Consider the following 20,236-nt stretch of genomic DNA (forward strand, 5'->3'; position numbering starts at 1 on the left):
CAGCGATGCGGCGGCCGTGGCTCGCGCTTCCGATGCTGCTCGCCGCATTGGCGCTTTGCCCATCCCTGCCCGTCGCCGCGCAGTCCGCGACGGCGGCGCCCGCGACCCGCGAGGTGCGCTTCCCCGGCCGCGGCGAGCCGGGCGACCAGCGCTTCGACTTCAGCGCCGAGCTGCTCGTGCTGGTCCTGCAACGCGCCGGCGGCGGGTGGAAGGTCGAGATCATCGATGCCATGAAGCAGCCGCGTGCGCTGCAGGCGGCGCGACAGGGCGACGTCGACGTCGTGGCCCTGCCCAACCTGGCCTCGGACCGCAGCCGGCTGATCGTCGTTCGGAAGCCCCTGCGCCGCGGCCTGCTGGGCATGCGGCTGCTGCTGGCGCGCCCCGCGGATGCCGAACGCATGATGCGGATCGAGAACCTCGAAACGCTCAAGCGCGACTTCGTGATGGGCTATGGCGACACCTGGATGGATCGCGAGGCCTTGGCCGACCTCGGCTTCCGCCTGTCGACCGGCAACAACTACCCGGGCCTGTTCGACATGCTGCGGGCCGGCCGCTTCGACTACCTCAATCGCGGCGTCAACGAGTTGGGCCCCGAATTGGCCGACCCTCGGCTGGCCGGTAGCGGCCTCGTGGTGGTGCCGGGCATCGCCCTCTACTACCCGCTGGACGATTACTTCCACGTCACGCCGCGGCGCCCTGACCTGGCGCGCGCCATCGAGCGCGGCTTCCAGCGCGCACTGGCCGACGGCAGCTACTCCGCCCTGTTCCAGAAGCACTTCGAAGCCGCCATGCGCGAGGCGAGGCTGCAGGAGCGCAGCATCATCCACGTGAGCGGCTACCCGGTGCCGCCGGGCACGCCGCTCGAGGACTTCGACGTGCTCGGCCTGGTGCGGTCGACGGCGGTGTTCAACCCGCCGTCGGTCAACGCTCCACGATAGCGACGACGCCCATCCCGCCGGCGGTGCAGACCGAGATCAGCGCACGGCCCGAACCCTTCTGCTTCAAAAGCTTCGCCGCCGTCGCCACGATGCGCGCGCCGGTGGCGGCGAACGGGTGGCCCAGTGCCAGCGAGCTGCCGACCACGTTGAGCTTGCTGCGGTCGATGCTGCCGAGCGGCGCGTCGAGGCCGAGCTTTTCCTTGCAGAACTCGGCCGATTCCCAGGCCTTCAGCGTGCACAGCACCTGCGCGGCGAAGGCTTCGTGGATCTCGTAGAAGTCGAAGTCCTGCAGGGTGAGGTTGTTGCGCTTGAGCATCTGCGCCACGGCCCAGGCCGGCGCCATCAGCAGGCCGTCGCCGTGGACGAAATCCACCGCGGCCACCTGCGCGTCGCGCAGGTAGGCCTGCACTTCGAGGCCGCGCGCCGCCGCCCACTCTTCCGAAGCCAGCAGGCAGGCCGAGGCGCCGTCGGTCAGCGGCGTGGAGTTGCCGGCCGTGAGCGTGCCCTTGCCCGAGGTCTTGTCGAAGGCGGGCTTCAGCGTGGCGAGCTTCTCGGCGGTGGTCTCCGGGCGAAGGATGTTGTCGCGGTCGACGCCGCGGAACGGCACCACGAGATCGGCGTAGAAGCCGTCGGCGTAGGCCTTGGCGGCCTTGCTGTGCGATTCGAAGGCCAGCTGGTCCTGGTCGGCGCGGGTGATGCCCCACTCCTTGGCCATGATCTCGCAGCTCTCGCCCATGCTTTTTCCCGTGCGCGGCTCGGCGACGCCGGGGAACTCGGGCGCGAGCTCCTTGAACGAGAAGCCCTTCAGCAGCGCGCCGATGCGCGCGCCCGCGGTCTTCGCCATGTTCATGTTCAGCAGGCGGCGACGGAAGCCCTTGCTGTGCACGATCGGCACGTCCGACGTGGTGTCGGAGCCGCCACCGATGCCGGCGTCGATCTGGCCGAGCGCGATCTTGTTCGCCACCGTGATGACGGTATCGAGCGAGGTGCCGCAGGCGCGCTGCATGGTGATGCCTGGCGTGTACGGCGAAAGCCCCGAAGACAGCGCGGCCTCTCGGCCGATGTTCCAGTCGCTGGAATGCTTGAGCACGGCGCCCATGGCCACTTCGCCGAGCTGCACGCCATGCAGGCCGAACTTCTCGACCACGGCGCCGACCGCCTTGATCGACAGGCCGAGGTTGCCGACGTCGTAGTAGGCGGTGTTGTTGCGGCAGAACGGGATGCGTTGGCCACCAAGGATGGCGACGCGGCGGGCGGGGCGGGGATTCATGGACACGGGACTCCGGGAGACATCAGGCCGCGACGGGCGGCCAGAGATGGGGGTGACGGTGCCAGATCGCGTCGAGCCATGCGATATGGATGGCCACTTCGGGCGGCGGGCCGGGCTCGGCGCGCCAACGGTCGAGCATGGTGGCGGGGTGCAGGCCGCCGATCAGCACTTCGCAGGCCTCGGCGAAGCACTGCACCCAGCGCGGCGAGAAGCCGATGTCGGCGCGGGCGGCCTCGAGGCGCTCCGCGACGGCAGCGGAACCGGCGGTGAGCGTCGAGCGGTCGAGGGGCAGGGGCGACGGCGCCACGGCCGGCAGCGGATGCTCCGGCTTGCGCGCCACCATGCCGACGAGATGCGCGTCGGTGTGCTCGAACACGAGCTCGAGGCCGGCGGCACGCACGTAAAGGCGCAGCTCCTCCGGCGTGCAGAACTGGTTGCGGGCGACGTCCTTGCGTTCGGCCGCGTCGCCGCGCGCCACCTGGTCGACCTCGTAGGCGAAACGCTGCCAGCCGACGGGGTTCGAGAGGTTCCAGTGGTCGAAGTAGAACAGGCCGCCGGGCTTGAGTACCCGCGCGACGTCGCGCAGGTAGAGGACCATGTCCTCCTTGTCCATGTGGATGAACACGGCCACGCAATAGCCCTTGTCCATCGACGCATCGGCGAAGGGCTTGAGGTGCGGGCCGTCCACCGCGGTGGCGGTGGCGCCCGGGTGCGAGTCGACGCGCGCGCGGGCGAGGGCCGCCATGTTCTCGGCGATGTCGATGCCGTGCCAGACGGCGACGTGCCCGGCGAGCTGGGCGCCGATGCGGCCGACCCCGCAGCCGATCTCGAACACCCGATCGGCGGGCACGAGTTCCAGGGCGGCATGGACCTGCGACGCGGTGAACGCACCGGTGGCGGCGAGCACCGACTCGTCGGCGCTGCCATCGACGGCGGCCATGCCGTCGGATAGCGTGGCCGAACGCGCGTTCCACGCGGCTTTGTAGCTTTCGGGGGAGGAGGACAAGGCGCAGGGCCGGTGACTTTGGACCACAATAGGTTAGACCGCCCCGCCGAGCCGCCCAAGCCCATGAGCCGAATGCCGACCCCGGAAGTGCTGACCACCCTGGGCGTGATCGCCATCGAGCTGGCCGGCGAGGCGCCGGTCGGGCGCAACGCGCTGCCGCAGGCCGAAGCCGGCGACTGGGCGGCCGGTATCGCCGCCGACCTCGCCCGCGTGGTGGCCGAAACCGCCTCGCTCGACCTCGTCGTGGCCGCGGCGCTCTACGACCCGTCGGAAATCCTCCGGCCGAACGTGCCGCGCCACGCGCTGCTGGAGGCCTACGCGGCTCGCGTGCCGGGCGAGGCCGGTGGCCGAGTGATCGCCTTCGGCGCAGGCACCGACGGCCTGCCCGCCGACCTTGCACCGCAAACCGACCTCGCCGGCGGCCCGCTTCGCGTGCTGCCCTTCCTGCTGCGTGGGCCGGCCGACGCCGTGAAGCGCGTCGGGGAAGCGCTGGAGGAGCGCCTGCTCGACACCGGGATGGCCAACGCCGGCACGGCGCTGGCGACGCAGTCGGCCTTCGGCCTGCGCGTCGAGCACATGCGTTACCTCACCCTGCACGACCTGATGGCGATGATGGCCATGCAGTACGAGCACGCGGGCCTCGCCGGCCTGTGGCCGATGATCGAGGCCGCGCTGTTCGGCGATGACGAGGAGCTGTGGCTCGATGCCCCGCCCGAGCCGCTGGTGCGCTACGCCAACGGCGCGGCGCAGATCGCGCTGATCGATGCCGACGCCTGGGCGCTCGGCGGCTTCGTGCCGCCCGGCGTGGACGCCGGCAAGCTCGGCGCCGAGGGCATGGAGCGCCTGTTCGAGCACTTCGAAGCCCGGCAGCGGCAGATCGCCGCGGTACTGGGCGCCCATGGCCTCGAGGTGACCTTCGCCCACTGCCCGGTCGGGAAGGACGCGCGCGCCATCCTGCGCGGCTGAGCCCTGACGCGCTGCGTCACCAACTCCGGCCTCGCCCGAGGCTATAGTCGAAGCTCGGAAGCCTCACGCAGGAACCGGGCATGCGTACGGCGGTGGCGACGCAAGGCAAGTCGGGCTGGCGCGCAATAGCGCTCTTGACGGCGTTTTTGTGCGCGTGCGGAACCGCCGACGCCCCCAGTGCACCCACGCCGATGCGCCTGGGCATGGACCTTTGGGCCGGGTACTTCCCCGCGGTCATCGCCGAGCACGAAGGCCTGATGGCCGCGGAAGGCGTCGACCTCGAGGTGGTGGCCACGCGCGACACCAATGGCCTGATCGCCGAGTTCGCCGCCGGCCATTACGACCTCATCGCGGTGTCGCTGGGCGACGCCATCACCCTCTCGCGAAGCCGACCCGACCTCGTGGTGCTGCTGGTCGCGGACGAGTCGTCCGGTGGCGACCAGCTGCTGCGCGCACCCACCGTCGGCGCCGACCCCGCGGCCCCGCCGCGCTTGGGCACCAACCTTGGCGGTTTCGGTGAGCTGTTCATCCGGGCTTGGCTGGAGCGCGAGGGCATCGCCCCCGGCGACGTGCTCTGGTCGAACGTCGACGCGTCCGAGGTGCCCGCGGCGCTGGCCGAGGGCCGCATCGATTTCGGCCACACCTGGCAGCCCTACGCAGATCAAGCCGCGGCAGCCGGCGCGACCCCGGTGTTCAGCAGCGCGGACACGCCCGGCCTCATCCTCGACGTGGTGCTGGCCACGCGTGCCGGGTTGGAACGCCAGCCCGAGGCACACCAGGGCTTCGTGCGGGCCTGGTTCGAAGCGGAACGCCGTTGGCGCGCCGACCCGGCGGCCGGCAACGCCGCGGCCGCCGCCGCCCTCGGGCTGGACGCCGCGACCGTCTCGCTGGCCGGAGTGAAGCTGTATTCGCTCGACGACAACCGTCATGCCATGGCGGGCGGCGCCGATTCCCCGCTGGCCTCGCTGATCGAGCGCTACACCGCGTTCTTCATCGAACGCGGCAGCCTGAGCACGCCGCCAGACCCGGCGGCGATGTTCGACCCGGCGGTGCTGCCCGAGGCCGCGCCCACGCCATGAAGGCCCGCACCCGCGTCGCCGCGGCGATCCTCGCTTTCGCCGCGCTTCCACTCATCCTCGTGAACGCGGGCAGCCTCGCCGACCGCCGCGACGATGCCGCGCGCAACGGCGACCTGCTGCTCTCCGGCAATGCCGACGAGCTCGCGGCCCTGCTCGCCGCCACGCGGACGCGCTGGCTGGAGAGCGTGCGCGCCGATGCCCGCCTGCCGATCTTCGAGGAGATGCTGTCGGGCAGCGCGCCGCCGTCGCCGCTGCGCCTGAGCCGCTTCTTCGCCGCCATGACCAGCCGCGACACGGTAAACATCGGCGCCATCGGCGTGCTCGACCTCGAGGGCCGCGTGGTGCAGGACTCGCAGGCGGTGAACCTCGGCCGCGACGAGTCACTGGAGCCCTGGTTCCTGCGGGTGGTGGCCTCCGGCCATCCGCAGATGGTCGGCCCCTACACCGCAGCGGGCGAACGCCGGCCGGCGCTCTACTTCACCGCACTCGTGCGCGATGCGGACGAAAAGCGTCGCGGCGTCCTGCGGATGCGCATGGAGCCGGCCGTGCTCGGCCAGGTGATGGCCGCGGCCCTCGTCGCGACGCCCGGCCTGTCGGCCACGCTCATGGACGAGGAGGGCCGCACGCTGGCCAGCGTCGGCGCCCTCGGCAATGCCGAACTTGCCTTGGGTGCGAACGCCGACGGCAGCAGGGCGGAGCGCGTGCTTACGGTCGGCAACGAACGCGTGGCCATCAAGCCGGTGCCGAATGCGCCCTGGCGCGTGGTGGTGCGCCAGCCCTTGCCGGAATGGGTCGCACCGCAGGACCAGTTGAATCGCCAATGGGTGCTGGAGACCGTGCTGCTGTTGGTGCTGCTGCTCGGCGCCTCCCTGCTGCTGGGTCGCCGCATCGCGGCTCCGCTCGCCGGGTTCAGCGATGTTGCCCGACGGTTGGCCGAAGGCGACTACAGCCCGGTGCCGCGTTGGCCCGGCGCCGAGGAGGCCCGCCGACTTGGCGAGGCGCTCGATGCGCTCGCGGCGCGGCTGCGCGAAACCATCGGCACGCTCTCCAAAGAGTTGCATCAACGCCGCGACGCCGAGACGGCGCTGAGGGCCAGCAAGGAGCAGTACCTCGATCTCGTCGAACAGTTGCCCGCGGCGGTGTATCGCTGCGGCAACGCCCCCGGTTGGCCGATGGAGTTCCTGAGCCCGCAAATCGTGGCCCTCACCGGCTTCACGGCCTCCGACCTGCTGGCCGGTGACGGCCAGCACTTCGCCCGGCTGATCCACCCCGACGACATGGCGCACTGCGAGGCGGCGATTTCAGACGCCACGATCCGCCTGGGCAAGTACCAGCTGAACTACCGGATCCGCGACCGGGACGGTGAGACGCGCTGGGTTTGGGAACTGGGCAGCGTGCATACCGACGCCGCGGGTCGCCCCACCCAACTCACTGGCGTGATGTTCGACGTGACCGAGCGGGAGACGGCCAACCAGGCCATGGCCCTGCTGCGAGGACGGATCGAAGCGCGGGTCGGCGGCGACTTCTTCCTCGCCCTCGCCACCGGCCTTGCGCGCTTGCTGGACGTCGAACGGGTGATGATCGGCCGCTACCAGGGAATGCCGCCGACGCGACTGACGTCGCTGGCGCTGGCTCACCGCGACGGACCCAGCGAGCGGGCGGACTTCGCCATCACCGGCACCCCCAGCGCGGCCGTGCTGGCGGAGGGCCAGATCGAGGTGCTGGACGGCGTCACCCAGCGATTCCCTGACGATGCGACACTCGCGGCCCGCGGCTTGCGGTCCTACATCGGTCGCCGGCTGGATGACAGCCATGGCCGGCCGATCGGCGTGCTGGCCGTGCTGCATGGTCAGCCCCTGGGCGCGGACAGCGCCGCGGCGCGGCTTCTGGACCTGTTCCAGCCGCGCGTGGCCGCCGAGCTGGAGCGCGTCATCGCCGAGGAGGACCTGCAGCGGCTCGCCGACACCCTCGAGAACCGCGTGGCGGAGCGCACGCGCGAGCTCGAAGCGGCGAACGCCTCGCTCTCGCAGGCCATGGAACAGCTGGTGCAGCGCGAGAAGCTGGCCTCGCTGGGCAGCCTGGTCGCCGGCGTCGCGCACGAGCTGAACACGCCGATCGGCAACGCGCTGACGGTCTCGACCGCCCTCAACGACATCCATCGCCAATTCGCCGACGTGCTGGCCAAGGGCGCGGTGAGGCGTTCGGCGCTCGATCGCTTCGTGGCCGAGAACAGCGAGGCCACCGAGCTCATCGAACGCAACCTGCAGCGCGCCGCCGCCCTGATCAGCCACTTCAAGCAGGTGGCGGTGGACCAGGCCAGCGTGCGGCGCCGGGAGTTCGACCTCGCCGCCCTGGTGGAGGACGTGCTCTCCACGCTCAGCCCACGGCTGAAGCGCTCCCCGCACCGGGTCGAGGTCGAGATCCCGGCCGGGCTGCTGCTCGAGAGCTATCCCGGCCCCCTGGAGCAGGTGCTCACCAACCTCATCGAAAACAGCCTCGTGCACGGCTTCGAGGCTGGGCGCGCCGGCGTGATCCGAATCTCGGCCGAGGCGGCGGGGCCCCGCATCCGCCTGCGCTACGCCGATGACGGGCTGGGCATTCCCCCGGCGCTCCGGCATCGGGTTTTCGACCCCTTCTTCACCACCAAACTCGGGCAGGGCGGCAGCGGACTCGGCCTGTACCTGGTGTACAACCTCGTGCACGGCCGGCTGGGCGGCAGCATCGAGTTGCTGGACGGCGCTGGACCGGGAGCCAGCTTCATCGTGGAATTGCCGGTGGTCGCCCCGGCCGCCGGAGAGGAGACGCGCGGATGAACGACGAGTGGATCAGCTTCGCCAAGGAAGCGGAGGAAGGCGTCGATAGCGCGGTGCCCGGTTGGTGCATCGTGGTGGTCGACGACGACGAGGAAGTGCACGAGGCCACGCGCTTCGCGCTGCGCCATGTGCACGTACACGGCCGGCCCCTCGAACTGGTGCACCTGTTCTCCGCCACCGAGGCCCGGCGCGTTCTGCCCACCCTCGACATCCCGGCGGTGATCCTGCTCGACGTCGTGATGGAAACCGAGAACGCCGGGCTCGACCTCGTCGACTTCATCCGCAACGACTGCGAACTCGCCGCCACGCGCATCGTGCTGCGCACCGGCCAGCCCGGCTACGCGCCCGAGCTCAGCGTGTTCGCGCGCTACGACATCAACGACTACTTCACCAAGGCCGAGCTTTCGCGCACGCGCCTGATCACCGCCATCACTTCGGCGGTAAAGAGCCACGAGCAGATCCGCACCATCGACGAGAGCCGCCGTGGCCTCGAGTTGATCGTGCGCTCCTCGCCGAGCCTGCTGCAGCCGCAAGGGCTGGCCAATTTCGCCGAGGGCGTGCTCACGCAGGCCAAGGCCCTGCTGCGCGGTCCGATCGACGGCATCGTCTGCGCCCAGCGCGGCTCGCCGCTCGACCCGAACGACAACCGCCTGTACGTGGTTGGTGCCGCCGGCGCCCTCGCCGGCGCGGTGTGGCACCCGCTCTCCGACCTCCATGCCGAACCGGTGGTGGCGGCCATCGCCCGGGCACTGCGCGAACGCCGCAACGTCCACGGTGACGACTACAGCGTGCTCTACCTCTCGACGCGCGAGCGCGAGGCGGCGATCTACGTCGCCACGCCGACGCGCCTCAACGACGTCGACCACCAGCTGCTCGAAGTGTTCGCCTCGAACCTCTCGGCCTGCTTCAGCAACCTGCAGCATTTCGAGGAAGTGCACCGGCTCGCCTTCCGCGACCCGCTTACCGGCCTGATGAACCGCTCCGGCCTGCTGCGCGAGCTCGACGGCGTGGCCGGACGGCAGGACCTGCGCCTGGTGCTGGTGGACATCGACCACTTCACCGACTTCAACGACGGCCTCGGCCAAGAGGCGGGCGACCTGCTGCTGAGCGCGGTCGGCCAGCGCCTGCGCGAACGCTTCGGCGGGCACGCCTCGCTCGCCCGCATCGGTGCCGACGTGTTCGCGGTGGTGGGTGATGCGGAACGCCTCGCGCCGTCCGAGCCGCAGGCCGCCTTCGAACAGCCCTTCGCCTGTGGCGAACACCTGACACCGGCGCGCGTCACCCTCGGGCTGTGCGACCTCGGCGACTGCACCGACGGCGTCACCGCGCTGCGACACGCCAACATCGCGCTGAAGGCGGCGAAGCGCAGCCTCAACGACTCGGCCCTGCTCTACCAGGCCGGCCTCGCCGAACACACGCGGCAGCGGCTCGGGATGCTGGGGCAACTGCGCCGCGACCTGGAAGGCGACCGCCTGGAAGTGTGGTACCAGCCGCAGGTGGGGCTGGCCGATGGCCGGACGCACGCCGTGGAGGCCCTGATGCGCTGGCCCGATGGCCGCGGCGGCTGGGTGCAGCCGCCCAATGTGTTCATCCCCCTCACGGAGTACTCCGGGCTGATCGTGCCGATGGGCGAGTTCGTGCTCGACCGCGCCTGCGGGATGCTCGCCGGGCTGGGCAGCGGCGGCACGGTGCCGGCGCGCATGGCCGTCAACGTCGCGATGCCCCAGCTGCGGGATCCCGGCTTCATTGCGATGGTCGAACGAACCCTGCAGCGCCATGGCCTCGCCGGCGATCGGCTGGAACTCGAGATCACCGAATCCATCGCGATGGACGAGGCGCTGGTGCTGCGCCGCAGCCTCGAGCATCTCCGCAGCTTGGGTGTCCGCGTCGCGATCGACGACTTCGGCACCGGCTATTCGTCACTGGCGCAGCTTCGCGCCTTGCCGGTGGATGCGCTGAAGATCGACCGCCGCTTCGTTTCCGAGCGCAGCGAAGGCCCCGATGAGGCCTTCGTCGAGTGCATCGTGGGGTTGGCGCGCCGACTGGGCTTGTCGACGGTGGCCGAGGGCATCGAAACCGAGGAACAGTCCCGGCTGATGGGGGCGCTCGGCTGCGAACTGGGCCAGGGCTACTGGCACGCCCGGCCGATGCCGGAGGCGATGCTGAGGCAGTGGCTGGCGCAGCGCGGGAAGGGCTGAGCCGCCTCAGCCGCGCTGGAACTCCGCTTCGAACACACGGTAATGCGCATCACGCATGCCGAGCGCCGCATACGTGGCCTGCGCACGCGCGTTGTCGTTCTCGACGTACAGGCGCAGGCCGCACACGCCCGGCGTGGCGCGGGCCTCGTGCTCCACATGCGCGTAGAGCGAGCGAAACACGCCGAGGCGGCGTGCTTCTTCGGCGACGAACACGCTCTGGATCCACCACCACCAGCCGTTGCGCCAATCACTCCATTCGGTGGTGAGCATCAGCGTGCCCACGGCCCGGCCGTCGTGTTCGGCGACGAGGTAGCGCGCCTTGTGCGGGTCGGCGAGGCCGGCGGCGATGCCGGCGCGGATCGTCGCCGCGTCGAGCACCTTGGCTTCGGTTTCCAGCGCCATGGCCTCGGCCCAGCGGGCGAGGGTTTCGAGGTCGGCGGACGTGGCGGTGCGGATCGTGGTCGGGCTCATGGGCGCTCGGTTGGCGGCAAGGGGGCGTCGGAGTCGAGACCGTAGGCGCGCTCGACGCGGGCGATGCGGACGGCGTAGCGGGCGTACCAGTGCTCGCGGCCGCGGCGCTGGGCGTCGAGGTGGTCGACGTCGCGCTTCCACGCGCGCACCGCGTCCTCGTCACGCCAATACGAGACAGTGATGCCGAAGCCGTCGGCGCCGCGCGCACTCTCGATGCCGAGGAAGCCCGGCTGGGCAGCGGCCAGCGCCACCATGCGTTCGGCCATCGCGGCGTAGCCGTCGTCATCGACGCGGCGCTGCGAACTGAAGATCACGGCGATGTACGGGGGCGTCATCCGGGCTTCCTGCCGCGCCGCCCCGGGCCGAGCTTGCGGGCGACGGTGTTGCGGCCGATGCCGAGCTGCTCGGCGGCGCGTTGACGATGCCCGCGATGGTGCGCGAGCGCGGTGGCGAGGAGTGTTTCGTCGAAGGCCTCGCGCAGCGCCTCGGCGAAGCCCTGTGTGCCCTGTGCCAAGCGCGCTTGCACCGCGGCTTCGAGCGCCTGGCGCCATGCCGAATCCGGCTCGCCGGAACCCACGCTCGCCACGCCGGCATCGCGCAGCGCGGCATCGACCGCGGCGGCGGGAATCCGTTCGCTGGCAGCGAGCGCCACGAGGCGGAAGCAGAGGTTGCGCAGCTCGCGCACGTTGCCCGGGAAGGCATGCTGCTGCAGGCGTTCGATCGCCGCGGTGGCGAGCCGACGCGTGCCGAGGCCCATCGCCTGCGCGGCTTCGTTGACGAAGCGCGCGGCGAGCAGCGGGATGTCCTCGCGGCGCTCGCGCAGCGGCGGCAGGCTGAGGCGCAGCACGTCGAGGCGGTGCAGCAGGTCCTCGCGGAAGCGCCCTTCGCGGACGCGCGCGGCGAGGTCCTGGTGGGTGGCGGCGATCACGCGCACGTCGACGCGAATGAGTTCGCGGCCGCCGACACGGAAGAATTCGCCTTCGGCCAGCACGCGCAGCAGGCGCGTCTGCAGGCCTGCGGGCATGTCGCCGATCTCGTCGAGGAACAGCGTGCCGCCGTCGGCCTGCTCGAAGCGGCCGACGTGGCGCTTGGTGGCGCCGGTGAACGCGCCGGCCTCGTGGCCGAAGAGTTCGGATTCGAGCAGCTCGGCGGGGATCGCCGCGGTGTTCAGGGCCACGAACGGCCGCGCCGCGCGCGGCGACTCGGCATGCAGCGCCCGCGCGACGAGTTCCTTGCCGGTGCCGGTTTCGCCGGTGACGAGCACGGCCAGCGGCAGCTGCGCGTAGCGACCGATGGCGCGGAACAGATCGCGCATCGGCGCGCTGCCGCCGACCAGCTGCGGCGGCCCTTCGGGCTCCGGCGCCGGGGCCTCGGGTCCGGCGGCCTTCGCGACGGCGCCCTCGCGTGCCTTGAGCAGGTCGCGCGCGAGCTGCACCGGCGCGTCGAGATCGAAGGGCTTCGGCAGGTAGTCGCGCGCACCGCCGCGGAAGGCGCCGGCCGTGGTCGCGACGTCGGTGTAGGCACTCATCACGACGACCGGCAGCGTCGCATCGCGACGGCGCAGGGCTTCGAGGAAATCGAGGCCGCCGGTGCCCGGCATGCGCACGTCGGTGAACACGAGGTCGGCGCGTTCGCCGGCGCCCAAGGCGGCCAGCGCGGCATCGGCGCTGTCGAAAGCCTGCACGGCGAAGCCGGCATCGCGCAGGGCCTCGGCCAGCACGAAGCGCACGGTGCGGTCGTCATCGACGACGAAGATGCGCGGGCTCACGTCGTGGCCTCCGCGCCCTCATCGGGATCGGGCAGTGGCAACAGCACGGTGAACACCGTGTGGCCCGGGCGCGATCGATAGGCCAGCGAGCCGCCATGCTCGCGCGCGATCTGCTGCGCCAAGGGCAGGCCGAGGCCGGTGCCGTCCGCACGGCCGGACACCAACGGCAGGAAGAGGCGCTCGACGAGATCCTCGGGCACGCCGCGGCCGTCGTCGCCCACCTCGACGCGCACCGCGAGGCGATGGCTGCGATCTCCGATCAGCACCTGGTGTTCGGCGCGCGTGCGCAGGCCCACGGTGGTGGCACCGCTCTCGAGCGCGTTGCGCACGAGGTTCCACACCGCCTGCGTCAGCCGGTCAGCGTCACCCAACAGGTCGGGCAGGCTGGGGTCGTAGTCGCGCACCACCTTCACCGACCAGCCGGCCTCGGCTTCGGCGAGCTGGCGTACGCGCTCCAGCACGGCATGGATGTTCATCGCCTCGAAGGGCCGCGGCGCGGCGGGATGCAGGATGCGGTCCACGAGGCCGTTGAGGCGCTCGACTTCGCTGGCGATGAGGCCGACGAGTTCGCGGCTGTCGGCGTCGCTGGTGCGTCGCGACAGCAGCTGCGCCGCGCCTTTCAGGCCCGCGAGCGGATTGCGCAGCTCATGCGCCAGTCCGCGCAGCGAGGCGCTCAGCGCCTGCGGCAGCGCGGTGACCGGATCTTCCCCGGGGAACTCCTCGACCGGATGCAGTTCGACGCGCACGCCCCCCTCTTCGCGCACGCACCAGACGTCGGCGAAGCGCGCCGTCAGGCCACCGAAGCCGAGGCCCACGCGCTGCAGGCGCAGCGCCTGCTCGTCGTAGGGCACGCGCGGCAGGGCCGAAACGATGCGCTCGCCGCCGTCGAGCTCAGCGAGGCCGAGGCCGATCAGCCGGCGGGCACTGACACCTAGCCAGCTCGCGAAGGCCGGATTCGTGGCCAGGATTCGGCCTTCGGCATCGAGCCAGAACAGCGGCGTGGCGAGGCGATCGAAGGCGGCGAGGTCGGCGGGCATGGCCGCAGTATCGCACCAGCATCGGGCATTTGATGCTCGGTACGGCCCGGCCGGGGTGACACGACCGGGGCTGTCGGCCCGCGCGGGCGTCAGTCGAGATCGAAGTAGATCACGACGTCGTCTTCGCAGAAGTCGACCCAGTCGGAGTCCAGGGTCTCGCCACCCTCGAACGTGGCGCGGAACCGCCACTCGCAGTTGCTGGCATTGGTGCTCTGGTCCCAGACCAGTTCGGCCGAGTCGCCGGAGGCGATGCCGGAGCCGATGTCGAACGGGGCCCAGGACGCGTCGTCCTCGGACACCTCGATTTCCACGATGCGCTGGTTGGCGTTGTTCTCGACCGTGAAGCTGTAGTCCTCGGCAAGGGCCGGCGTGGCGGAAAGGGCAAGCAGGACGAACGGCAGCAGGTGGCGCATGGGGGTCTCCGTGATCGTGGGCCGGACAGGTCGGGGCGAACAGCGTCCCATCGCCCTCGCCGGGCAGCCTGCCGGGCAGGCCGCGGTCGCGCAAGCACCCCGGCCGCCGAGCCCACCGATCAACGCCCGAGGCGCTGCTGCTGGTCGAATGCCTCCGCCCGGTCTTCGCGTCGGGGCGCCAGTCCGAAGAGCCAGCGCATTGGCGCCCAGCGGCGTACCGCAAACTCGTGGAGCAGCAGACAACCGAACACCGTGCCCCCGAGCACCACCGCGACGTCCGCCAGCGGCCCGAGCCCTCGCTGTCCCGCCCACCATGCAAGCGGCACGATCAGGCTCTGGTGGACCACGTGCCAAGGCAGCACGGCCTCGTTGGCGTAGGCGAGGCCCGGCCACGGCCGGTCGAGGGCGTGGCGCGCCCAACCCAGCAAGCCCAGCAGGACCGCCGCCATGTAAGCGGCGCGCAGGCTGCGCAAGCTCCAGACCTCCCAAGGCGGCAGGCGATCGTCCACCGCGAACAGCCAAGGGACGTAGGCGAGCGCGAGCACCACCGAAGCCCCGAGGCTCCACCAACGCGCGCGCCGGAGGGTTTCCCAGACCCCATCGCCCGAACCGAGCAGCAGGCCGAACAGGAAGACGGCGCCGTAGTGGGAATGGTTGTAGAGATCCGGGAAGAAGTCCTTCCGGTCGGGACAGGCGTCGGCCAACAGGTTCATCGCCAAGGCCGCGGGCAGCGCGAGCCCGAGCCAGAGCACGGGCAGCGGCGCGCGGTGGACGGCCGCGATGGCGGCATGGCCGGCCCGGGAGCGCCAGACGAAGGCCACGGCCAAGGCGAGCGCACCGTAGAGCCACGCGTAGGGCAGGAACCACAGGTGGTTCCAGGTGATGCCGTAGGCCCAGCCGCCGAAGGCGTCCTCGGGCCACGGGTGGCCGCCGAAGTAGAGGCCCAGGAAGTCGAAGTAGCCCGGCGGCACATGGCTGCCGCGCAGGGCTTCGATGTAGGGCTGGACTGGCACCACCAGCAGCATCCCGACCAGCAGCGGCAGCAGCAGGCGGCGACTGCGCTGGCCGATGGCGCGCCACGGCGTCGACCACGGCCGCGCCAGGCCAAGGGCGATGCCCGACAGGAGGAACAGCAGGGGCATGCGCCAGCGGTTGAGCAGCGTCATCGGCACCTCCAGCCAGGCGGTCTGGTGCGCGGACTTGATGTGGTAGTCCCAGTCCGCCACGTAGACGAGGCCCACGTGGTAGAGCACCAGCAGGCCGAAGGCGAGCACGCGGAGCGCGTCGATGTCGTGGCGGCGGTGGGCGGCGGGCATGGGCTTCTCCGAGGGGAGGCACCAGCGTGGGTGATGCCCCCGCGGCCCGGACGGGTGCGGTGACGGAACGCCGGAATCCGGGGAGCACCAGCACGGCACGCGTCGACGACGGGACGAATGGCGGTCCTCCGGGGACGAGCCGCCGCCACCACGCGCAGGGCCCCCACTAGACTGCGCCGATGCCTCCCGTCCCGCTGTTCGAGCGCTGGCTGCTCGCCCTCCACCGCCGCCCTCTCCTCGTTGCGGCGCTGGCGTGGAGCGTGGTCTACATGCTGTCGGGCTGGTTCGAGACGCGCACGATGCAGATGGAGTACGCGCGGCTCGGCATCGACACGGATCCGTGAGAAATCCCCACCTGGCAGGGAACGAGCGCGCTGTCCTCACTCATGCTCGTCGCGCTGGTCGGCTGGGCCGAGGCGCGCTGGCCGCTGCGCTGGGGCGAACTGCGCCACCATCTCTTTTGTCACGCGGGCCTGTCGGTTGCCTACTGCTTGCTGCACGTGGGCGGCATGGTGGCGATGCGCGAGGCGGTGTATGCCTTGCAGGGCGCCGACTACGACTTCGGCGATTGGCCTCGCGAACTGCTTTACGAGTACCTCAAGGACGCCCGCAGCTATGCGCTGCTGGTCGTGGTCTTCCACTACTCGCGGTCCCTGATGCGGCTGGCGCAGGGCGAAGCCCGCCTGCTGGACGAGCCGGACGTTGATGCCCTCCCGACCGCATCCGACGCTGCGCTACCGGCCATAGCCCCGACCGACGCGCGCCTACCCCAGCGCTTCGTCGTAAGGAAGCTGGGGCGGGAGTTCATCGTCGAGGCCGAGCGTATCGAGGCCGCGTTGGCGAGCGGGAACTACGCCAACCTGCATGTGGGAGGGGCCGTCTACCCGCTGCGCAGCACGCTGGCACAACTCGAAGCACAGCTCTCCACCGAACGCTTCCTGCGCGTGCACCGGAGCGCGATCGTCCGCATCGATGCCATCGCTTCGGTGGCGGCCGGCGAGGGCGGCGAAGCGAGCTTGCAGCTGCGTTCCGGGCTGGTGGTGCCTTGCAGCCGCCGCTACCGCAGCCAACTGAAGGATCGGATCAAGGGCTGACGCTGCCGATCAGCGCCCCAACCGCTGCTGCTCCAGGTCGAAGAGCAGGCGACGATCCTCGTCATCGAACGCGACGGGCACGGCACCCTCGTCGCTGCCCACCGGCGTCGGCGCCGTGTCCATGCCCCGGAACCGCCGCCGGAACGCGGCCAGCGCGGCAGGGAGGTCCGTGGTGTCGTAACCGAGCAGCGCCAGGGCCAGCACCGGGTCGAATCCTTCCGGCGCGGGCGGCGCATCGGCCCGTGGCCATTCGCCGAAACCTTCGGCGGCCAGGCGCGCCCAAGGGAAATGCGCGGAAGGGTCGGCCTTGCGCGTGGGTGCGAGGTCGGCGTGGGCGATCACCGCCGTCCGCGGGATAGCGAGGCGCGTGCACAGGTCGTCGAGTAGACGGATGAGCGCCGCGACCTGCGCCTCGGCGAAGGGCTCGGTGCCATCGTTGTCGAGCTCGATGCCGATCGACGCGTCGTTGAGGTCGGTGAGCGCGCCCCAGCGGCCGATGCCCGCATGCCAGGCACGGGCGCGCTCGTCGACGAGCTGCATGATGCGCCCGTCCTCGGCGACCAGGTAGTGCGCGCTGACCCGTCCGCCGGCGTTTGCCGACTTCAACGTGCGCAGGGCCTCGTCGAACGAGGCCATCTGCGTGTGGTGCAGGACGATGAGCTGCGCCTGCCGGGCGTCATGGTTCGGCGAGGGCGACCACGCCGCCAGCGGGCTGCGCTGGGGTGCGCCGGCACATGCGGCAAGCAACAGCGCGACGGCCGCGACCACTGGCAACGACCAACCGCGCGTCATCGGCGTCATGTCGATGGCTCGTTCGCGCCATCACGAACAGCGGCCGGACGAACCGGCAGGGTGAGACGCATCAGGTGGTCGTTCTGCTCGTATCGCCGGGAACGCAGCGGCACCGAAATGGCGTTGACCGTCCCGTCGAAAACCAGCGGCCTAGGCCCTCCGCGCAGTTCGGCGGGAAGCGCAGCGAAACGCTCAGCGTTTGAAAGACCGACGGGCATCGCTTCCATCTGCAGGAAGGCGGCGAGCAGGCGACGCATGGCCACGTAGTCGAGCTGGCGCTCGCTGTAGTCACGATAGGCGGGCGTCGCGATATCCATCAGCACGGCGGAGCTCGCGAACGCGATGCGATCGACCCAGCGCAGTGGCGGAGCCTCCAGCGCATGGGGGCGGTCCTCGGCCGCGGCGCGACGCGCCTCCTCGCTGCAGGCCGAAGCAAAGTGCTGCGCACTCGCGGCGAGCTGCCAATCGATGTCGCTGACTATGGGGGTGATCGGCTTGGACCAATGCCATTCCGGCGCGGCAGCCATCTGGCGCTCCAGCTCCGGGAACATCCGGCGCTGGTAGTGCCACTCGCCGCGAAGTGCGTTGCACACCGAGCCTTCGACGGCGGGGTCCGGGGCTTCGGCCAGCGCACGACAGCTCGACGGCAGCGGGTCGCTGGGCGCTCGCCGCCGCATGTCGGTGATCAGGTGCGCGTTCTGATGGACGATGGCGATTCCGATCATGGCGTCGATCAGGACGTCCGGGTTCGTCGCCCAGCGCACCGCACCCAAAGTATCGGTGCAGGTCGCATCGAGAGCCTCGGCCGTCTGGCCGGTGCTGAACTGAAAGGCCCGCAGGCTGTCGACATTCGTGGGGCCCTCGTAGGAAGGGAAGTCATCTCCGCGCCCGAGGTACTCCGCACGGCGGTCGCGGTACACCGGCGCGCGCAGCGCGCGGGCGGCGGCCTCCAATCGCTCGCGCGACGCGTCGATCGCTGCGGCACTGGCTTCCGGCGCTGCATCGATGGCGGCGATGCACGAGGCCCGTTCGTCGCAGCGCAACACGGCGGGGAGACCGCCTTCCGGGCCCGGCGGCAGCGCCATCAGCAACTCGAAGCCGTTCTCGCCCTTGCCGGGCTCGTCGCGCTGCATCCGGTCGATCGCTGCCTGTTGCGACGCGGTCGGCGAAGTCAGGCGCCCGTAGGTCCAGATCGCGGCGAGCAGAAGGATCAGGGCGAGAAGTGCCAGCAGCAGTCGGGACAACCAGCGCCAAGCAAGGGACATGGGCAGGCTCCTCATGGGGCCAGGGAGGCGGCCAACGGGGCTGAGGCCGGCGACACGGATGGCAGCATCAGCAGCGCCTCGTTGCCGGGTGCGCCATCATGCTGGCGGCCGCGAAGGGCCACGCCGAGCGTGTTCGCCCCGGCATCGAATCGCAGCGGGCGCGGCCCATCGCGCAACTCGGCGGGAAGCGCAGCGAAGCGCTCGGCGTTCGAAAGACCGGCCGGCATCGCCTCCATCTGCAGGAAGGCCGCGAGAAGGCGGCGGCGCGCGACATGGTCGAGTTGGCGCTCCCAGTAATCGGCGTACATCACGCCCCCGGCGATCTCGCCGAGGATGTGCGAGACAGGGAAGCTCAAGCGATCAATGGCACGCGGTGGCGAATCGAGGCGCGCGCCGTCGATGTCGTCGCGCAAGGCGGCGTCGACCGCCGCAGGCCCGCAGTAGCCGGCCATCCGCTCTGCGCTGCGGGCGGAGAACTGCTCCGGGCTGTGCAGCCAATGCACGCTCGGACGCTGCGCCTCCGGCACCTGGTCGACGACCGAAATGCCGATCCCGTCAATCATCCGCCACTCGCTTCGCAAGCCGTCGCAAATCAGCCCTTCCGCCGCCGGATCCGGCAACGCCGCCAAGGCGAGGCAGGCGTCAGGCATCGGCACGGTCGGGGTGCGAGCACGCATCTCACCGATCAGCGCGGCGGACTGCCGAAAGCCCGCGACCGCGATCATGGCGTGGACCATGCTGTCCTGTTCGCGCGACCAACGCGCGAAGTCGGCGGCGTCACGACACGTCGCTCCCAGCGCGGCGGATTCGCGACCGGCCGCGAATTCAAAGGCGCGCCGAGCCGAAAGCCGGATCACCATCTGGAAAGGGGGCAGCACGTCAGTGGCGGCCGGCGTCATGTCGGGGTTGCGGAACACCGGGGCGCGGAGTGCGCGCTCCGCGGCATCGAGTGCGGGCGAATTGGCCAGCAGGGCCGCCTCGTGGGCCTCGGGGGCGGACTGCACGGCGTCAAGACAGGATGCACCCTCGCCACGGCAAGACAGCGCCATCGGCCAATCGCCTTCGGGCGGCGACGCCACCATCAGCAGGGGGAATCCGTTCTCGCCCTCGGGCATCGGGGCGCTCTCCTGCATCAGCGCCAGTGCGTCGCGCTGAGAGGGCGTCGGCGTCGTGAGCCGGCCGTAGGCGTAGAGCGCCAAGACGACGGCGATCGCCAGGGCGATCACGGAGAGCACGCGGGAGAGCCAACGCCAGACGGTCGACATGGTTTCGTCCTTGATGGGGGGGTGCGACAGAGCCTAGCAATCCAATCGGATCAGAGCATCCGCGTCATGCACACGCTGCAGGGATCGGCGCGATAGTCACCGAATGGCGGGCACACGACGAAGCCGAAGCGCGCGTACAGCGCGCGCGCTGGCGCGAAGGCGGCCATCGACCCGGTTTCAAGGCTGACGCGCTTGCAGCCCATGTCGGCGGCCACCTGCAGCAGGTGCCGAAGCATCACGGCCGCAATGCCACGTCGCTGGAAGGCATCCACCGTGCGCATCGACTTGAGTTCGGCATGGTCGGCGGCGAGGCGCTTGACCGCGCCCATCGCCGCGAGCTCGTCGCCCACCCACGCAGTGAAGAGGCGCAAGCCCGGCTGCCGCAAGCGCTCGACGCCCAGCGCATGCACGCTTTCGGGCGGCGAGTGCTCCGCCGCGCTGGCCAGGTGCTGGCGCACCAGCGCGATGACGGCGGGATGCTCGAGGCCGCCCTCCTGGATGCGCACGATGTCGTTGATTCCCGGTGTCGCCATGGGTTCCCTCGC

19 protein-coding genes are annotated in these 20,236 nt (G+C 70.8%); 7 read left to right on the top strand and 12 right to left on the bottom strand.

Going from position 1 to position 20,236, the window contains the following annotated elements; genetic code table 11:
• Window positions 1-5 precede the first annotated feature (5 nt).
• Entirely contained in the window at window positions 6-938 is a 933-nt protein-coding gene (locus O9280_RS13225) for a hypothetical protein (protein ID WP_298343596.1), read from the top strand.
• On the opposite strand, the gene O9280_RS13230 is transcribed toward O9280_RS13225, so the two are convergent.
• Together O9280_RS13230 and O9280_RS13235 are read right to left on the bottom strand one after the other, a co-directional pair.
• Window positions 922-2,214 carry an acetyl-CoA C-acetyltransferase gene (locus tag O9280_RS13230; protein ID WP_298343600.1) on the bottom strand — a complete coding sequence of 431 codons (1,293 nt, stop codon included), beginning with the start codon at window positions 2,212-2,214 and terminating at the stop codon, window positions 922-924. The genes O9280_RS13225 and O9280_RS13230 overlap by 17 nt on opposite strands.
• 16 nt (window positions 2,215-2,230) lie before the next feature.
• Window positions 2,231-3,214 (bottom strand): class I SAM-dependent methyltransferase, encoded by a 984-nt coding sequence (locus O9280_RS13235; RefSeq protein WP_298343604.1) that lies wholly within the window; start codon window positions 3,212-3,214, stop codon window positions 2,231-2,233.
• A gap of 63 nt (window positions 3,215-3,277) precedes the next feature.
• On the opposite strand from O9280_RS13235, the gene O9280_RS13240 reads away from it, so the two are divergent.
• From O9280_RS13240 to O9280_RS13255, 4 genes are all read left to right on the top strand, one after another.
• The gene (locus tag O9280_RS13240; RefSeq protein WP_298343607.1) at window positions 3,278-4,180 is read left to right on the top strand and encodes a hypothetical protein; all 903 of its coding nucleotides are present in this window, start codon (window positions 3,278-3,280) and stop codon (window positions 4,178-4,180) included.
• A gap of 191 nt (window positions 4,181-4,371) precedes the next feature.
• Complete coding sequence (locus O9280_RS13245) at window positions 4,372-5,259, top strand: ABC transporter substrate-binding protein (RefSeq protein WP_343228760.1); 888 nt, start codon at window positions 4,372-4,374, stop codon at window positions 5,257-5,259.
• Entirely contained in the window at window positions 5,256-8,072 is a 2,817-nt protein-coding gene (locus O9280_RS13250) for an ATP-binding protein (RefSeq protein ID WP_298343612.1), read from the top strand. Before O9280_RS13245 ends, O9280_RS13250 begins: the two co-directional genes overlap by 4 nt.
• Window positions 8,069-10,270, top strand: coding sequence for an EAL domain-containing protein (locus tag O9280_RS13255; RefSeq protein ID WP_298343615.1), 2,202 nt, complete (start codon window positions 8,069-8,071; stop codon window positions 10,268-10,270). The genes O9280_RS13250 and O9280_RS13255 overlap by 4 nt, the downstream gene beginning before the upstream one ends.
• Window positions 10,271-10,276: 6 nt before the next feature.
• Here O9280_RS13255 and O9280_RS13260 read toward each other — a convergent pair whose 3' ends face one another.
• The 6 genes from O9280_RS13260 to O9280_RS13285 all read right to left on the bottom strand — a co-directional run bounded on the left by O9280_RS13260 (window position 10,277) and on the right by O9280_RS13285 (window position 15,275).
• A complete protein-coding gene (locus O9280_RS13260) occupies window positions 10,277-10,741 on the bottom strand; it encodes a GNAT family N-acetyltransferase (RefSeq protein WP_298343620.1) in 465 nt (154 codons plus the stop codon).
• Window positions 10,738-11,076, bottom strand: coding sequence for an antibiotic biosynthesis monooxygenase (locus O9280_RS13265; RefSeq protein ID WP_298343626.1), 339 nt, complete (start codon window positions 11,074-11,076; stop codon window positions 10,738-10,740). The genes O9280_RS13260 and O9280_RS13265 overlap by 4 nt, the downstream gene beginning before the upstream one ends.
• Complete coding sequence (gene ntrC, locus O9280_RS13270; protein WP_298343629.1) at window positions 11,073-12,509, bottom strand: nitrogen regulation protein NR(I); 1,437 nt, start codon at window positions 12,507-12,509, stop codon at window positions 11,073-11,075. The genes O9280_RS13265 and ntrC overlap by 4 nt, the downstream gene beginning before the upstream one ends.
• Complete coding sequence (locus O9280_RS13275) at window positions 12,506-13,546, bottom strand: ATP-binding protein (RefSeq protein ID WP_298343631.1); 1,041 nt, start codon at window positions 13,544-13,546, stop codon at window positions 12,506-12,508. The genes ntrC and O9280_RS13275 overlap by 4 nt, the downstream gene beginning before the upstream one ends.
• A gap of 89 nt (window positions 13,547-13,635) precedes the next feature.
• The gene (locus O9280_RS13280; protein ID WP_298343633.1) at window positions 13,636-13,959 is read right to left on the bottom strand and encodes a hypothetical protein; all 324 of its coding nucleotides are present in this window, start codon (window positions 13,957-13,959) and stop codon (window positions 13,636-13,638) included.
• A gap of 119 nt (window positions 13,960-14,078) precedes the next feature.
• Window positions 14,079-15,275 carry an acyltransferase gene (locus O9280_RS13285; protein WP_298343635.1) on the bottom strand — a complete coding sequence of 399 codons (1,197 nt, stop codon included), beginning with the start codon at window positions 15,273-15,275 and terminating at the stop codon, window positions 14,079-14,081.
• Between the two features lie 179 nt (window positions 15,276-15,454).
• Here O9280_RS13285 and O9280_RS13290 point away from each other — a divergent pair, with 179 nt between their 5' ends.
• Window positions 15,455-15,619 (top strand): hypothetical protein, encoded by a 165-nt coding sequence (locus O9280_RS13290; RefSeq protein ID WP_298343637.1) that lies wholly within the window; start codon window positions 15,455-15,457, stop codon window positions 15,617-15,619.
• A 42-nt stretch (window positions 15,620-15,661) separates the two neighbouring features.
• Entirely contained in the window at window positions 15,662-16,369 is a 708-nt protein-coding gene (locus O9280_RS13295) for a LytTR family DNA-binding domain-containing protein (protein ID WP_298343640.1), read from the top strand.
• 9 nt (window positions 16,370-16,378) lie between these two features.
• Here the strand turns inward: O9280_RS13295 and O9280_RS13300 are convergent, their stop codons facing one another.
• From O9280_RS13300 to O9280_RS13315, 4 genes are read right to left on the bottom strand one after another with little or no spacing between them, the layout of a single operon-like run.
• On the bottom strand, window positions 16,379-17,170 hold the full coding sequence (locus O9280_RS13300) for an N-acetylmuramoyl-L-alanine amidase (RefSeq protein ID WP_298343642.1): 792 nt from the start codon (window positions 17,168-17,170) through the stop codon (window positions 16,379-16,381).
• Window positions 17,167-18,426 (bottom strand): hypothetical protein, encoded by a 1,260-nt coding sequence (locus O9280_RS13305; protein ID WP_298343646.1) that lies wholly within the window; start codon window positions 18,424-18,426, stop codon window positions 17,167-17,169. Before O9280_RS13305 ends, O9280_RS13300 begins: the two co-directional genes overlap by 4 nt.
• Window positions 18,427-18,437: 11 nt before the next feature.
• The gene (locus O9280_RS13310; protein ID WP_298343649.1) at window positions 18,438-19,691 is read right to left on the bottom strand and encodes a hypothetical protein; all 1,254 of its coding nucleotides are present in this window, start codon (window positions 19,689-19,691) and stop codon (window positions 18,438-18,440) included.
• Window positions 19,692-19,741: 50 nt separating this feature from the next.
• Window positions 19,742-20,224, bottom strand: a complete 483-nt coding sequence (locus O9280_RS13315; RefSeq protein ID WP_298343652.1) for a GNAT family N-acetyltransferase — start codon at window positions 20,222-20,224, stop codon at window positions 19,742-19,744.
• Window positions 20,225-20,236: the final 12 nt, after the last annotated feature.

Origin of the sequence: Silanimonas sp., assembly GCF_027531545.1 — a bacterium.
Lineage (GTDB): Bacteria > Pseudomonadota > Gammaproteobacteria > Xanthomonadales > Xanthomonadaceae > Silanimonas.

What these genes read in the sequence shown, in the direction of transcription:
- O9280_RS13300 (WP_298343642.1), bottom strand. Translation starts at nt 17,170, where the DNA reads ATGACGCCGATGACGCGCGGTTGGTCGTTGCCAGTGGTCGCGGCCGTC.
- O9280_RS13290 (WP_298343637.1), top strand. Translation starts at nt 15,455, where the DNA reads ATGCCTCCCGTCCCGCTGTTCGAGCGCTGGCTGCTCGCCCTCCACCGC.
- O9280_RS13260 (WP_298343620.1), bottom strand. Translation starts at nt 10,741, where the DNA reads ATGAGCCCGACCACGATCCGCACCGCCACGTCCGCCGACCTCGAAACC.
- O9280_RS13265 (WP_298343626.1), bottom strand. Translation starts at nt 11,076, where the DNA reads ATGACGCCCCCGTACATCGCCGTGATCTTCAGTTCGCAGCGCCGCGTC.
- O9280_RS13250 (WP_298343612.1), top strand. Translation starts at nt 5,256, where the DNA reads ATGAAGGCCCGCACCCGCGTCGCCGCGGCGATCCTCGCTTTCGCCGCG.
- O9280_RS13285 (WP_298343635.1), bottom strand. Translation starts at nt 15,275, where the DNA reads ATGCCCGCCGCCCACCGCCGCCACGACATCGACGCGCTCCGCGTGCTC.
- O9280_RS13255 (WP_298343615.1), top strand. Translation starts at nt 8,069, where the DNA reads ATGAACGACGAGTGGATCAGCTTCGCCAAGGAAGCGGAGGAAGGCGTC.
- O9280_RS13315 (WP_298343652.1), bottom strand. Translation starts at nt 20,224, where the DNA reads ATGGCGACACCGGGAATCAACGACATCGTGCGCATCCAGGAGGGCGGC.
- O9280_RS13295 (WP_298343640.1), top strand. Translation starts at nt 15,662, where the DNA reads ATGCTCGTCGCGCTGGTCGGCTGGGCCGAGGCGCGCTGGCCGCTGCGC.
- O9280_RS13225 (WP_298343596.1), top strand. Translation starts at nt 6, where the DNA reads ATGCGGCGGCCGTGGCTCGCGCTTCCGATGCTGCTCGCCGCATTGGCG.
- O9280_RS13275 (WP_298343631.1), bottom strand. Translation starts at nt 13,546, where the DNA reads ATGCCCGCCGACCTCGCCGCCTTCGATCGCCTCGCCACGCCGCTGTTC.
- O9280_RS13280 (WP_298343633.1), bottom strand. Translation starts at nt 13,959, where the DNA reads ATGCGCCACCTGCTGCCGTTCGTCCTGCTTGCCCTTTCCGCCACGCCG.
- O9280_RS13240 (WP_298343607.1), top strand. Translation starts at nt 3,278, where the DNA reads ATGAGCCGAATGCCGACCCCGGAAGTGCTGACCACCCTGGGCGTGATC.
- O9280_RS13310 (WP_298343649.1), bottom strand. Translation starts at nt 19,691, where the DNA reads ATGTCGACCGTCTGGCGTTGGCTCTCCCGCGTGCTCTCCGTGATCGCC.
- O9280_RS13245 (WP_343228760.1), top strand. Translation starts at nt 4,372, where the DNA reads ATGCGCCTGGGCATGGACCTTTGGGCCGGGTACTTCCCCGCGGTCATC.
- O9280_RS13305 (WP_298343646.1), bottom strand. Translation starts at nt 18,426, where the DNA reads ATGTCCCTTGCTTGGCGCTGGTTGTCCCGACTGCTGCTGGCACTTCTC.